The organism is Bradyrhizobium sp. SMVTL-02, from assembly GCF_051853005.1.
In the GTDB taxonomy this organism is placed as follows: domain Bacteria; phylum Pseudomonadota; class Alphaproteobacteria; order Rhizobiales; family Xanthobacteraceae; genus Bradyrhizobium.
The window spans coordinates 3,986,105-3,998,954 of sequence record NZ_CP182469.1 but is presented as its reverse complement, the minus strand read 5'-3'; the positions used below and the strand labels follow the sequence as shown (position 1 = coordinate 3,998,954).

The following is a 12,850-nucleotide window of genomic DNA, read 5'->3' as shown; positions in this document are numbered from 1 at the left end:
GGACCTCAATGATGGCGGTTCCTACCATCCTGGCGGATAGCCCAACCAAAGGGAACAGGTAGCACCGATGCCCATCCAGCAGCAACTTGCGTCGTCCATGCCGATTGCCGCGGCCGCAACACCCGATGTGACCGGAGCGGACGCGACGTACCGGAAGATCGTGCTTCACATCGTGCCTTTCATTCTCGCCTGCTATTTCTTTGGCTATCTGGATCGGGTGAACGTCGGCTTCGCCAAGCTCAGCATGGTCAGTGACCTCGGTCTGAGCGAGGCCGCTTATGGCCTTGGCGCAGGCTTGTTCTTCATCGGCTATCTCCTGCTTCAGGTGCCCGCCGGCTACCTGGTTCAGCTCTACGGCCCGCGCAATTGCATCGCCGGATCGATGCTCGCATGGGGCCTTGTCTCTATGGCGACCCTGCTGACGCGCGACGAAGCCAGCTTCTACGCACTTCGCTTTCTGCTCGGGGTCACCGAAGCAGCATTCTTCCCGGCCGTCATTGCCTGCTTCAGCCTCTGGTTTCCCTCGTACAGGCTGAGCAAGGTGATGTCCTTGCTGTTCCTTGCCCTGCCTCTCGGCGTCATCCTCGGCGGTCCGCTGTCCGGCTGGATCATGGACTTCACCCATGGGAGCTACGGCCTGAAGGGCTGGCAATGGATGTTCCTGCTCGAGGCACTCCCGGCCTTGTTGCTTGGATTGTTCGCGATCAGGGCGATCGTCGAACGGCCGGACGATGTTACGTGGTTAACGCCCGGCGAGAAAGCTTTGGTGCAGCGAGAGCTCGCCCTGGAAGCCCGGGACAAGCAGACGAGCTTGTTGCCAGCGTTGCGCGAGCCGACGCTGTGGATTTTGTTCGCGACGACGTTTCTCTACAACCTTGGCAATTACGGCCTCGTGTTTTGGATGCCGAGCATGATCAAATCAATAGGCGGGCTGACGAACTTCCAGATCGGCATCGTGACTGCGGTACCGTACTTCGTTGCCGCCTGCGCCATGCTTCTCAACTCGTTCCACTCGGTGAAAACCGGCGAGAGACTCTGGCACACCGCGCTGCCCCTGATCGCGGGCGGCATCGCCCTGGTCGCGGGTGTGACCACGCGAGACGTGCCAGTGCTGTCCCTCCTATGGATGACCGTCGGCGTCTCCGGCATCCAGTGCACGCTCGCCATGTTCTGGAGCCTGCCATCGCGCGTGCTTGCCGGAACCGCGGCGGCCAGCGGCGCCGGACTGGTCAATATCGGCGCGGCGATCGCGGGTTTTGCCGGTCCGGCGGTCCTCGGGCTCCTCGGTCAGCTCACGGGCAGCATGACGGCCGGAGTGTCGCTGCTGGCGATCGCGCTGTTCGCCGCGGCTGGGCTGATCTTTGCGATTCCGCGGCACCTGATGGCCCGGCATATCGTCTCGGCCTAAGGGGGTGACATGGTCTCGAAGGCTGCAATTCGCTCCACCTCCAATCATGACCTGCACAAACCGTTTCGGATTGCGACCGCCGGATTTCATATCGAGTCCGTGAGTTTCCTGCCAACCGCCTCGACCTGGGACGATTTCGAGCAGGTGGCCTTGCGCGGGAGCCGCATCGTCGGAGAGCTCCGAGGCACCAACACCGTGATGGGCGGCTTCATCGAGGTCTGCGAACAGGACGGCGTGGAGTTGCATCCCCTCGTGTACACCGCCCTGGGTGCCGTCGGGCCCGCAACCGACGAGGCCGTCAGACGTTACGCGGACGAGATGGCAGCCGGTATCCGCGCTCTTTCGGACCTGGATGGCGTGCTGCTCTTCCTCCACGGCGCGTGCTGGACGGCTTCCTATCCCGACCCCGAGCGCTTCATCATCGACACGGTCCGCGCGGCCCTGGGGCAGGACAAGCCCTTGATCGTCGCCCTCGACTACCATGGCAACATCGACGCGGACACGCTGAAGAACGCGACCGCAGCGTTCGCCTATCGAAAATCCCCGCACACGGATACGGGTGACACGGGACGCCGCGCCGCCACCTGCATGCTGCGCACGCTGCGGGGACAGATTTCGCCGGCATGGGCGATCGCAAAACCAGGCGTGCTCGTCCCATCGATCTTCAGCGCGACCGCGCTGCGTCCCCTGGCGGATATCATCGAGGAAGGACAGCAAATCGAACGCGACAGCGAGCGCTACACCGATATTTCGCTCATGGCGGGCTTTTCCTATGCGGACGCGCACAACGCCGGCTTCTCGGTGTTGTGCGTCACGGACGGCAACCCCGACCGCGCTCAGAGGGTCGTGGATCATCTTTCGGATCGGATCTGGAACGAGCGGCATGCACTCTACAGGCCGTTCGACATCTACACCGCAGAGTCGGCGGTCTCCCGGGCGTGCACAGGCCTGACGACGCGCAAGGCGGCGGGACGCCCCTATGTCCTGGTCGAGCACGCAGACCGAATGAACGATTCAACTTACCTGCTGGCCGTGCTGCTCAAGCGCCGCGTCCCGCGGGCTGCCGTGCCATTTCTCTGGGATTCAGCCGCGGCGCAGAAGGCGTTCGAAGCCGGCGTTGGCGCGATGGTCAAGCTCGAGCTTGGCGGCCACAGCTCGGAGAAGGCCGGGCCGACGCTCGACGTCACCGCACGGGTGCTGTGGGCAGGCCCTAAATCTTACCGCGTGACGGGCTCCTACATGCATGGCATGCCCGTCGACCTCGGAATGACGGCGTTGCTCGACATCGATGGCGTGTCGGTGAGTGTCGTCAGCGCTTTTGCCTTCGCGGTCGATGGCGATCCGTTCGGGGTGTTCGGGTTACGTCCCGAAGACTTCGACATCATCGTGCTTCGTTCCAAGACCCATTTCCGCGCGTTCTACGAGCCGCTGGCTGAAGAAATCCTGATCGTGGATACACCGGATCACGGCGTCGCCGACCTGCGCCTCCTGGCCTACGAGCGGCTGGATACGCATCGCGTATTTCCTCTAGCTCCCGAAAGCGCCTCTTGATGTCGCCTGAACAGGAGCACAGGGTGACACGCGCGGATCGTCGGGCCAGGCACGGGGGATCATAACCAGCAAGGTGGGCGTGAGCCTGATCCAATCTGAGAACTGACCGCACGATGTGGCAGAGCATGGGCGGCTCCTGAAGCAGCCTCGCCAGTCCCGCCGGATCGCTCAATTGTTGCTGCGGTTCGCGGTGCGAAAACTCTTGATCTCCGAGACGCTGCCGTCGCGATAGGTCAGCTCCACCGAGACGAACTGCGTGGCCGGAGCGAGCTTCATGTAGAGCGGCATGCCGGCGCTGATCGCGCTGGGATCACGCATGTCGCAATTCGGCATCTTCAGCACCTGGTTGGGCACGGCGGTGTCGATGCCGATGCGCACCTCGCGGATCGCGCAGCGATACGAGACCAGATGCGTGTAGTAGACCAATAGCCCGTTGAACTCGCGGAATGACAGCCAGCTCGTGGAGGTCATGTCGAGGATCTTGCGCTGGTCGCGGATCAGCGCGGCCTCGGGATCGAACCTGATCGGGAAGGGCCCCTGCATGTCGCCGGCCTGATCGACATAGCGGACCTCGATGGTGCCGGCCACAGCGTCCGGCGGCAGCTCGATCGACGGGTTCGGCATCCGCTTGCGCGTCCGCGGATCGAGCGTGTCGATGAAGCCCGTCTCGCGGAAATCGCCCTGGCCGGCCATGCGCCAGGAAATGCCGAGCGTCGGATCGGCGAAGGAGAACACCACGCTCCAGCCGCCATTGTGGCGCGAGAAGCTCGCGATCGGCGCGTTGGTGGTTTCCTCCTTCACGCGAGGCACCGACACCGGCGGCAGCGCCGCGACCTGCTGCGGGGGCGGATCGGCGGGACGCGCGGCAGCGTCCTTGGCGGTGCCGCTGAGGAAGACGTCGTCGACCATCTGGTCGAAATAGACCGGCACCTGCCTGTGCTTCACGGTGTCCGCCATTTCGCTGACGAGACGGCGGGTGCGCTGTGCCACCTGCACGAGGTTCTCGCCGGGCTGCAGCAGCTCCCTGGCGAAGGTGCGCGTGAACACCGAATTGGGATTGGCGTCGTCGTTGGACAGGCGGTCGAGCGCGGTCTGGCGGGGACCGGCCGAGAACACCGAGAACACGCCCTCAGGCAGTTGCACCATCGGCGCGAGCCCGCCGCCGCCGGCGACCGCGCGCGTGCCGGCGCGCTCGAACGGATTGTTGCGGCAGGCGTCGAACACCAGGATCGAGGTCCGCGCCTTCTTGTTCTGGAGACGCTCGACGATGCGGTCGGCCAGGATGGAGGCGTCGCGCACCAGCTCTTCCTGCCCTTCCGTCGCCGCCGGCACGTCGGTCGGCAGCAGATAGTTCTGGCCTGCGATCTCGAAACCATGGCCGGCGTAGAAGAAGAACGCGGTGTCGCCGGGCTCGACGGTCCGGTCGAAGGCGAGCAGCGTCTCCGAGAATTGCTGCCGGCTCTGGTTCTCGGCGACCATCACGGAGAAGCCGAGCTGCTTCAGCGTGTCGGCCATGGTGCGGGCGTCGTTGACCGCCTTGAGCAACTTCGGCACGTTCTTGTAATCGTTGTTGCCGACGACGAGCGCGACGCGCTTCGCGGCGTGAGCCGGCAGCGCGATGCCGCAAAGGCCAGCCACGAGGCCGAGGGCCGCCAGAATTCTGAAAAGCCGACGCGTCATCGCTAACATCCCGCTGTGGAACGGCCCCACTGGTCGGAACCCCTGCCGTTGATGTGATAGTCGGCCCAGCCGCAGCGGGGGTTCAACAGCCGCCTCTTCGGTTCCATCCTCTGAGCTATGGCAGATTCGATCGGAATCTGCTTTTCCTTGGTTTTCCACGGGGCAATCGCTCCGGACGCGAGGGACTGCCGTGTATCGCTGGTGTACCGACGAGGTCGAGCCGCATGACGGCTTCGACTATTGGCGCGAAGTCCGGTCCAAGGGCCTGTTCGGCGTCACCGCCGAGCTCGAGCGGGAGCGACGCGCGGACTTCTACGGCGAGTTCTCGCTGCGCCAGCTTGGCGGGGCCGCCCTCGTCGAGCTGAAGGCCTCGCACTACGCGGTCGAGCGCAGCGCCTCCGACATCGCCTGCGCGCCCAGCGACAGCATCTGCGTCTACCAGCAGCTCGGCAGCGGCGGCTGGTTCGGCGGCATGCGCGGCGGCGATTTCTCCATCGCCAATGGCAGCTTCGCCACCAGCCACACCGACATGCCCTATCGCACCGTCCCGCTCGGGGACGGCGGCTTCCACCTGCGGATTCTGAAGATCCCCGTGAGCAGCATCCCGGCGCAGGACAAGCGCATGCGCGAGCTGTCGGCCCAAACATTCAACGATCCCGGCCTGGCGCCCCTGCTCAAGGCCTGCTTTGCCGATCTCAGTGAGGCTGCCACAGCTGACGACGGGAGCGATGGCGCCCAAGCCTCCCACGTGCAAGCCTCCCACGTGCAGGCCTCCCACGTGCAGGCTTCCCTGGTTCAAGCCCTGGCGCATCTGGCGCTGATCGAGCGCGGTATCGTGCGGCCGGGTAGCCGGCTCGGACAGGCTGCCCTGCGGACAGCCCGCCTGTCGCAAGCGCGACGCCTGATCGTGCGCCACCTGCAAGACCCGAACCTCGCCCCGGCAATGGTCGCCGATCTGCTCGGTGTGTCCCTGCGGCACCTGCATGTGCTGTTCGAGGCCGTCGAGAAGAGCTTTTCGCAGACCGTGACCGACGAGCGCCTCAAGCAGAGCCGCCGCCTGATGCGCGAGGCGCCGGACCGGCTGATCGCCGACATCGCGACCGCCTGCGGCTTCGAGAGCCTGGCGACCTATTACCGGGTTTTCAATGCGGCCTATGGCATGGCCCCTGGAGACTTCCGGGCCCAGGGTTCCGAACGGCCTTCGCCCGTCACGGTGACCGCCCGCCGGGCTTAGGAGTGAGGCGGAAAATCCCAGCCGGGCCCGAGATTTGCTAAAAAGCTAAGGGTTTTTAGGGCCTTCCCGCGCCTGCTCCATTGACTTTGGCCAATTCCCGCCTATGTTCCGGGGCGACGCGGCTCAGATCGAAGAGCGATTCCTGAGCCTTGCGCTTTGTTCGCGTGAGTCAGCACCCCCAGCTTCTTTGAGAGCGCGCCGTTTCGGGGTGGAACGCGACCAGCCTTATTACCCTCGATTCCGAACGGCGGTTTCGACCAGAGGCTCAATGTCCTTTTCAGATCTCGGACTGTCCGAAAAAGTCCTCGCCGCAGTGGCGGCCACCGGTTACACCAACCCCACCCCCATCCAGGAACAGGCGATCCCCCACGTCCTCGCACGCAAGGACGTGCTCGGCATCGCCCAGACCGGCACCGGCAAGACCGCAGCCTTCGTGCTGCCGATGCTCACCATCCTCGAAAAGGGCCGGGCCCGGGCGCGCATGCCGCGCACGCTGATCCTGGAACCGACCCGCGAGCTCGCGGCGCAGGTGAAGGAAAACTTCGACCGCTACGGCGCCGGCCAGAAACTCAACGTCGCCCTTCTGATCGGCGGCGTCTCCTTCGGCGACCAGGATGCCAAGCTGATGCGCGGCGTCGACGTGCTGATCGCAACCCCAGGCCGCCTGCTCGACCACACCGAGCGGGGCGGCCTGCTGCTCACCGGCGTCGAGCTGCTCGTCATCGACGAAGCCGACCGCATGCTGGACATGGGCTTCATTCCCGACATCGAGCGCATCTGCAAGCTCGTCCCCTTCACCCGGCAGACCCTGTTCTTCACCGCGACCATGCCGCCGGAAATCCGGCGCATCACCGAAGCCTTCCTGCACAATCCGCAGAAGGTCGAAGTGTCCCGCCCCGCCACCACAGCCGTCACCGTCACGCAGGCCCAGGTGCCCGCCGGGCGCGAAGCGCACGAGAAGCGCGAATTGCTGCGCCGCCTGCTGCGCGAGGCCAAGGACCTCAAGAACGCGATCATCTTCTGCAATCGAAAGCGCGAGGTCGCGATCGTTCACAAATCGCTCCAGAAGCACGGCTTCAGCGTCGGCGCGCTGCATGGCGACATGGACCAGCCTGCGCGCATGGCTGCGCTCGACCAGTTCCGCAAGGGCGAGCTTCCGCTCCTCGTCGCCTCCGACGTCGCCGCCCGCGGCCTCGACATTCCCGAGGTGAGCCACGTCTTCAATTTCGACGTCCCCCACCACGCCGACGACTACGTCCACCGTATCGGCCGCACCGGCCGCGCTGGCCGCACCGGCACCGCGATCTCGATCGTGACGCCGCTCGACCAGAAGTCGATGGCCGCGATCGAGAAGCTGATCGGCCAGAGCATTCCGCGCGCCGAGGGCGACTACGAAGTCCGCACCGAGGCCTCGGATACGGCCGAGCGTCCGCGCGAGCAGCGCGGCCGTGAGCGTTCACGTGGCGGACGCGGCAAGCCGCCGCGCGGCGAACGGCGCGGTCATGATCGTGAGCGCAGCCACGAGCCGCGCGAGGCGCGTGGCGAGGCAAGGCACTCGTCCGAAGCAAGGCACGGCTCCGACGGAAAGCGTGCGTCCGAGCCGCGTCACCCCTCGCGCGCGCAGGCCAACAATTCGCATGTGCCGTCGATCGGCCGTCCCGAGCCGCGCCGCCAGCGCGAGGTCGACACCGAGCCGGGCGATCACTCGCACCTGCCGGCGTTCCTGTTGCGGCCGGTTCGCTCCCCCGCCGGCGCCTGAAGCGCGACGCGCTTCCTGCTGGTTGAGACAGGCCGCCGCACAATTTTCTAGATGCATCGGGAAACGTATATTTACGGGGTATTCACGATCGTCCCTTAGGCTACGAACATAATTTAAGCATTACCGCGGTCGAGGGCGCACCGACCGCTGTGGGGTATGTTCCGTGGTCAAGGCTCTCGACGAACACGAACGCACGATGGCGTTCGCCGAAGTGGCGCTCGGCCAGATCCGATCGCTTCGCCAGACTGCAATTCCCCGCAATTACGAGATCTGGTACGTCTACGCCACCGGCTACAACGCACCGCTCAACAAGATCGTCAACGAGACGCTGGCGCGGCAAGGCAAGCTGACCGAAGCCGACCTCGAGCAGATCTACGAGACCTATCTCTCCCACATCAAGACCACCGACCGCATCGACAAGGTCGGCGCGCGCGTCATCGGCGAGATCGACGACGTGATGCGCGTGCTCGGCGATGCGCTCGGGATGACCGCCTCGTACGATGCCAGCCTGTCGGGCGCGTCCGAGAAGCTGTCGTCGGCCAAGAGCCGCGAGCAGATCAAGGGGATCGTCGAGACGCTGATACGTTCGACCAGCGCGATGCGCGAGACCAACAAGGCGCTGGAAGACCGGCTGACGCTGTCGAAGAACGAGATCAGCAATCTGCAGCAGAGCCTCGAGGCGATCCGCGCCGAGAGCCTGACCGACCCGCTCACGGGCCTCGGTAACCGCAAATATTTCGACCGCATGATCGGCATGGCGGTAGAAAGTGCGCTCGCCTCCGGCGAGCCGCTGTCGCTGCTGCTGTTCGACATCGATCACTTCAAGTCGTTCAACGACTCCTACGGTCACCTCACCGGCGACCAGGTGCTGCGGCTCGTCGGTCTGTCGCTCAAGCAGACCATCAAGGGCCAGGACATCACTGCCCGTTACGGCGGCGAGGAATTCGCGGTGGTGCTGCCCAACACCGCGCTGCGCCAGGCCCTCACCGTCGCCGATCACATCCGCCGCGCGGTGATGGCGAAGGAATTGAAGAAGAAATCGACCGGCGAGATTCTCGGCCGCGTCACCATCTCCGTCGGGGTTTCCATGCTCAAGCAGGGCGACGACACCGAAGCGCTGATCGAGCGTGCGGACGCCTGCCTCTACGCCGCCAAGCGCAACGGCCGCAACCGCGTGATCTGCGAAGCCGATCCGGAATTCACGGTCGAGAGCCACGGCCAGGTGGCGTAGAGCAGCCGAACGGGGGGCACGCTTCCGCCTTCCGCTCTATGAGCTACGGCGGACGAGTGGCTTGGCCACCGTACGCACCGTTCTCTTGGCTGTTCGCTTCGCCGCGGGTTTACTTGCGGCCCTCTTCGCCGGTTTGCTCGCCGGCCGCTTCTTCACCTTGGCCCGCTGCGCGGCGGCGAGCGCCGCCCTCGCCCATTGTGCGAGCTCCGCGGAATCGTCGAGCAGGCGCGCGGGCAGCTCCCAATAGGAGTTGACCACCACGGTCTTGGCGCGGGTCGAGTACTGGAATGGTTTCGAGCCTTCCGCTTCAAAATCCGGAATGGTCACCTCGTCGGCGCGGAAGAACAGGCCGGCGCGCAGCGACAGGGCAAAGTTGGTGCCGTCGGCGGAGATGCCGTAGCCGGAGAACATTCTTCGGATGGTGACGGGGCCGAAATCGGCGAACAGGTCGATCAGGAATTCGCGGTCCATGGGAGGTTTCCCTGCACGAGCAAGCGAACCCTCATAGCATCCGCGTCATTGCGAGCGAAGCGAAGCAATCCAGACCGCCGCCGCGGAGACGATCTGGATTGCTTCGCTTCGCTCGCAATGACGCCGGAGAAGCTAGCCGTCGATCTTCGCCGGCCGCAGCTCGACCGACTCGCCGCAGCCGCAGGCGGACACCTGGTTGGGGTTGTTGAAGACGAACTGGGCCTGCATCTTGTCGGCCTTGTAGTCCATCTCGGTGCCGAGCAGGAACAGCACGGCCTTGGGATCGACCAGGATCTTGACGCCCTTGTCCTCGACGATCTCGTCGGTCGGGCGGATCTCGTGGGCGTATTCGACCGTGTAGGACTGGCCGGCGCAGCCGCCGTTCTTCACGCCGACGCGCAGGCCCACGATCTCCGAATCGGCGCGCTGGGTCAGCTCGGTGATGCGCTGGGCAGCGGCATCCGTCAGCCGCATCACCTGCGGGCGCGGCCGCCGGGGTTTTGGTGAGGATGCTGGTGTTGCCTGGGTCATGTTATTTATGTGGTCCGTTGCAGAACGAATTCAATGCGCGTTGAGACCGTCACCACATGTTGAGCACGAGGCGAGCCTCGTCGCTCATGCGCTCGGGCGACCACGGCGGCTCCCAGACCACCTTGACGTCGACCACGCCCACACCGGGGACACTGGCGACCGCGTTCTCGACCATGGTCGGCAGCTCGCCGGCGGCCGGGCAGTTCGGCGTCGTCAGCGTCATCTGCACGTCGACGGAGCGGTCGTCCTTGATCTCGACCTTGTAGATCAGCCCGAGCTCGTAGATGTCGGCCGGGATTTCCGGATCGAACACGGTCTTCAGCCCGGCAATGATCTCGCGGGTCAGCCGCTCGGTCTCCTCCGGCGGCAACGCCGAATGGGTCTCCATCGGATTGGCTTTGATTTCGGCCGTGTCACTCATGCGAACAAATCCCGCGCCTTCAGCAGCGCCTGTGCCAGATGATCGACTTCTTCCCGCGTATTATACATCCCGAACGAGGCCCGGCACGTGGCCGTGACGTTGAACCGCTCTAAAAGCGGCATGACGCAATGGGTGCCGGCGCGCACCGCGATGCCCTGGCGGTCGATCACGGTGGCGACGTCATGGGCATGCGCACCCTTGAGTTCGAAGGAGATCACAGGACCCTTGCCGCGCGCCGTGCCGATCAGCCGCAGCGAGTTGATCTCGCGGAGGCGCTCCTGGGCGTAGGTGGTGAGATCGTGCTCGTGCGCGGCGATGCGCTCCTTGCCGATCGAATTGACGTAGTCGATGGCGGCGCCAAGGCCAACTGCCTCGACGATCGCGGGCGTGCCCGCCTCGAATTTGTGCGGGGGATCGCCATAGGTGACGACCTCGCGCGACACTTCGCGGATCATTTCGCCGCCACCGTTGAACGGGCGCATCGCGACGAGGTGATCGTACTTGGCCCAGAGCACGCCGATGCCGGTCGGACCGTAGACCTTGTGGCCGGTGAAGACGTAGAAATCGCAGCCGATGTCCTGGACGTCGACCGGCAAGTGCACGGCGCCCTGGCTGCCGTCGACCAGCACGGGGATGCCGCGGGCATGGGCCATTTTGACGACGTCCTTGACCGGGACGATGGTGCCGAGTGCGTTCGACATCTGCGTGATCGCGACCAGCTTGGTCTTCGACGTCAGCAGCTTCTCGAACTCGTCGATCAGGAAATTGCCCTCGTCGTCGACCGGCGCCCACTTGATCACGGCGCCCTGACGTTCCCTGAGGAAGTGCCAGGGCACGATATTGGAGTGGTGCTCCATGATCGAGATGACGATCTCGTCGCCGTCTTTGATATTGGGGCCACCCCACGAAGATGCGACCAGATTGATCGCCTCGGTCGCGTTGCGAGTGAAAATCACTTCTTCGGTGCGCGGCGCATTGATGAACTGGGCGACCTTGGCGCGGCCGCCCTCATACGCTTCCGTTGCGGCATTGGCGAGATAGTGCAGACCGCGATGCACGTTGGCGTATTCGCTCGTATAGGCCTGCGTCATGCGGTCGAGCACAGACTGCGGCTTCTGCGCGGAGGCTGCGTTGTCGAGATAGACGAGCGGCTTGCCGTAGACCTGCATCGCGAGCGCCGGAAAGTCCTGGCGCACGCGCGCGACGTTATAGGCGCCGTTCTTGACTGCCGGATGCGTGCTCATGACCGACGCTCCAGCCAGCGCTCGGCGATGCCGATCACGTGCTCGCGCAAACCGTCATCGGCGATCTGCTCGATCGCCTCGCCGACGAAGGCCTGGATCAGCAGCGCCTGGGCCTGCTTCTCCGGCAGGCCGCGCGCCTTCAGATAGAACAAGAGACTGTCGTCCAGCGCGCCGGCGGTGGCGCCGTGGCCGCAGGAGACGTCGTCAGCAAAGATCTCGAGCTCGGGTTTGTTGTCGGCCTCGGCTTCGTCCGAGAGCAGCAGCGCACGGGTCATCATCTTGCCGTCGGTCTTCTGCGCGTCGGGACGGACGATGATGCGGCCCTGGAACACCGAATGGGCGCGATCGTCGATCACCGCGCGGAAGGTCTCGCGGCTGAGGCAGTTCGGCACGGCATGGTCGACCACCAGCGTGGTGTCGCCATGCTCGGTCTTCTGCAGCAGGTTCACGCCATTGGCCGAGAGCTCGCTGCCCTCACCCGAGAACGTAATGAAGCCCTGCAGGCGGCTGACCGCCGCGCCGGTCGTCATGTTGAAGAAATTGAGCTTGGTGTTCGCGCCGACAGTCACGAACTGCGAGGTGACGTTCACCGCGTCGGGCGCATCGTCCATCAGGCGGATATGCGCGACGTCGGCGTCATCGCCGACCCAGAGGACCACCGCATCGTTGACCTGATAGCCGCCGGCCTTTCCGGCCGCGACGAAGCTCTCTACGACAGTGGCACGCACGCCTTTGCCAATCCGCAGATGCGAGCGGGTGAACGCGGACGCACCAGCCGCGGTCGCAACATGAATGACCTGGATCGGCGCGGACAAATGGGTGCCGTCAGCCACCGAAACCAAGACGCCGTCCGTTGCCATGGCCGCATTGAGCGAGATGACCGCATCCGTCGACGCAGTCTGGAGGAGATCGCCGGCCGCGGGGTTGGCCTCGTTCGCAAGGACCTCGCGCAGCGTCTTGACGCTGACCTCTGACGCGAGCGTCTTCACGTCGGACAAATCGGCCGCGAACACTCCGTCGACCAGCACCAGCTTGCGGGCGCCCGCGATCGCATGCGCCTTCACGGCCGCCGCCGCGCGCTTCAGCGCGGCGGCATCGGGGCTTGCTGCCAACGGCAGCACCTCGCCGACCAGCGCGCGCAGATCGGTGTATTTCCATTCCTCGATCCGGCGGTGCGGCAGGCCGAGACGCTCATAGGTCTCGAACGCCTCGCGGCGCACTGCTGCCACTCCCGGCGAACCCGGCAGGCGGCCTTCGGCGCTGGCGAAGAGATCGCTCACCGCGCGGCCGTTCCCGGTCTTTGCCACAGCAACGTTCATC

11 protein-coding genes are annotated in these 12,850 nt (G+C 65.0%); 5 read left to right on the top strand and 6 right to left on the bottom strand.

All coding sequences use genetic code 11. From position 1 onward, the window contains the following. Window positions 1-67: 67 nt before the first annotated feature. Window positions 68-1,408: an MFS transporter gene (locus ACNJYB_RS18735; protein WP_439375271.1), complete on the top strand. Its 1,341-nt coding sequence runs from the start codon at window positions 68-70 to the stop codon at window positions 1,406-1,408. 9 nt (window positions 1,409-1,417) lie between these two features. Further along, window positions 1,418-2,959 carry a M81 family metallopeptidase gene (locus tag ACNJYB_RS18730; protein ID WP_439375270.1) on the top strand — a complete coding sequence of 514 codons (1,542 nt, stop codon included), beginning with the start codon at window positions 1,418-1,420 and terminating at the stop codon, window positions 2,957-2,959. Window positions 2,960-3,127: 168 nt separating this feature from the next. On the opposite strand, the gene ACNJYB_RS18725 is transcribed toward ACNJYB_RS18730, so the two are convergent. Next, window positions 3,128-4,639 (bottom strand): caspase family protein, encoded by a 1,512-nt coding sequence (locus ACNJYB_RS18725; RefSeq protein WP_439375269.1) that lies wholly within the window; start codon window positions 4,637-4,639, stop codon window positions 3,128-3,130. A 190-nt stretch (window positions 4,640-4,829) separates the two neighbouring features. Between ACNJYB_RS18725 and ACNJYB_RS18720 the strand changes: the two genes are divergently transcribed. The 3 genes from ACNJYB_RS18720 to ACNJYB_RS18710 all read left to right on the top strand — a co-directional run bounded on the left by ACNJYB_RS18720 (window position 4,830) and on the right by ACNJYB_RS18710 (window position 8,863). After that, on the top strand, window positions 4,830-5,873 hold the full coding sequence (locus ACNJYB_RS18720) for a helix-turn-helix transcriptional regulator (protein WP_439375268.1): 1,044 nt from the start codon (window positions 4,830-4,832) through the stop codon (window positions 5,871-5,873). 268 nt (window positions 5,874-6,141) lie between these two features. Next, the gene (locus ACNJYB_RS18715; protein WP_439375267.1) at window positions 6,142-7,632 is read left to right on the top strand and encodes a DEAD/DEAH box helicase; all 1,491 of its coding nucleotides are present in this window, start codon (window positions 6,142-6,144) and stop codon (window positions 7,630-7,632) included. 163 nt (window positions 7,633-7,795) lie between these two features. Continuing rightward, window positions 7,796-8,863 carry a GGDEF domain-containing protein gene (locus ACNJYB_RS18710; RefSeq protein WP_439375266.1) on the top strand — a complete coding sequence of 356 codons (1,068 nt, stop codon included), beginning with the start codon at window positions 7,796-7,798 and terminating at the stop codon, window positions 8,861-8,863. Window positions 8,864-8,899: 36 nt separating this feature from the next. On the opposite strand, the gene ACNJYB_RS18705 is transcribed toward ACNJYB_RS18710, so the two are convergent. The 5 genes from ACNJYB_RS18705 to sufD all read right to left on the bottom strand — a co-directional run bounded on the left by ACNJYB_RS18705 (window position 8,900) and on the right by sufD (window position 12,849). Beyond that, a complete protein-coding gene (locus ACNJYB_RS18705; protein WP_439375265.1) occupies window positions 8,900-9,334 on the bottom strand; it encodes a TfoX/Sxy family protein in 435 nt (144 codons plus the stop codon). Between the two features lie 132 nt (window positions 9,335-9,466). Further along, window positions 9,467-9,865 carry a HesB/IscA family protein gene (locus tag ACNJYB_RS18700; RefSeq protein WP_439375264.1) on the bottom strand — a complete coding sequence of 133 codons (399 nt, stop codon included), beginning with the start codon at window positions 9,863-9,865 and terminating at the stop codon, window positions 9,467-9,469. A 49-nt stretch (window positions 9,866-9,914) separates the two neighbouring features. Next, window positions 9,915-10,286, bottom strand: coding sequence for an SUF system Fe-S cluster assembly protein (locus tag ACNJYB_RS18695; RefSeq protein ID WP_018641712.1), 372 nt, complete (start codon window positions 10,284-10,286; stop codon window positions 9,915-9,917). After that, a complete protein-coding gene (locus tag ACNJYB_RS18690) occupies window positions 10,283-11,530 on the bottom strand; it encodes a cysteine desulfurase (RefSeq protein ID WP_439375263.1) in 1,248 nt (415 codons plus the stop codon). The genes ACNJYB_RS18695 and ACNJYB_RS18690 overlap by 4 nt, the downstream gene beginning before the upstream one ends. Continuing rightward, window positions 11,527-12,849 carry a Fe-S cluster assembly protein SufD gene (gene sufD / locus ACNJYB_RS18685; RefSeq protein ID WP_439375262.1) on the bottom strand — a complete coding sequence of 441 codons (1,323 nt, stop codon included), beginning with the start codon at window positions 12,847-12,849 and terminating at the stop codon, window positions 11,527-11,529. The genes ACNJYB_RS18690 and sufD overlap by 4 nt, the downstream gene beginning before the upstream one ends. Between the last annotated feature and the right edge of the window lies 1 nt (window position 12,850).

Excerpts from the sequence above, each read along its gene's own strand:
- ACNJYB_RS18705 (WP_439375265.1), bottom strand. The coding sequence starts at position 9,334 with ATGGACCGCGAATTCCTGATCGACCTGTTCGCCGATTTCGGCCCCGTC.
- ACNJYB_RS18725 (WP_439375269.1), bottom strand. The coding sequence starts at position 4,639 with ATGACGCGTCGGCTTTTCAGAATTCTGGCGGCCCTCGGCCTCGTGGCT.
- ACNJYB_RS18715 (WP_439375267.1), top strand. The coding sequence starts at position 6,142 with ATGTCCTTTTCAGATCTCGGACTGTCCGAAAAAGTCCTCGCCGCAGTG.
- ACNJYB_RS18730 (WP_439375270.1), top strand. The coding sequence starts at position 1,418 with ATGGTCTCGAAGGCTGCAATTCGCTCCACCTCCAATCATGACCTGCAC.
- ACNJYB_RS18735 (WP_439375271.1), top strand. The coding sequence starts at position 68 with ATGCCCATCCAGCAGCAACTTGCGTCGTCCATGCCGATTGCCGCGGCC.
- sufD (WP_439375262.1), bottom strand. The coding sequence starts at position 12,849 with ATGAACGTTGCTGTGGCAAAGACCGGGAACGGCCGCGCGGTGAGCGAT.
- ACNJYB_RS18700 (WP_439375264.1), bottom strand. The coding sequence starts at position 9,865 with ATGACCCAGGCAACACCAGCATCCTCACCAAAACCCCGGCGGCCGCGC.
- ACNJYB_RS18690 (WP_439375263.1), bottom strand. The coding sequence starts at position 11,530 with ATGAGCACGCATCCGGCAGTCAAGAACGGCGCCTATAACGTCGCGCGC.
- ACNJYB_RS18695 (WP_018641712.1), bottom strand. The coding sequence starts at position 10,286 with ATGAGTGACACGGCCGAAATCAAAGCCAATCCGATGGAGACCCATTCG.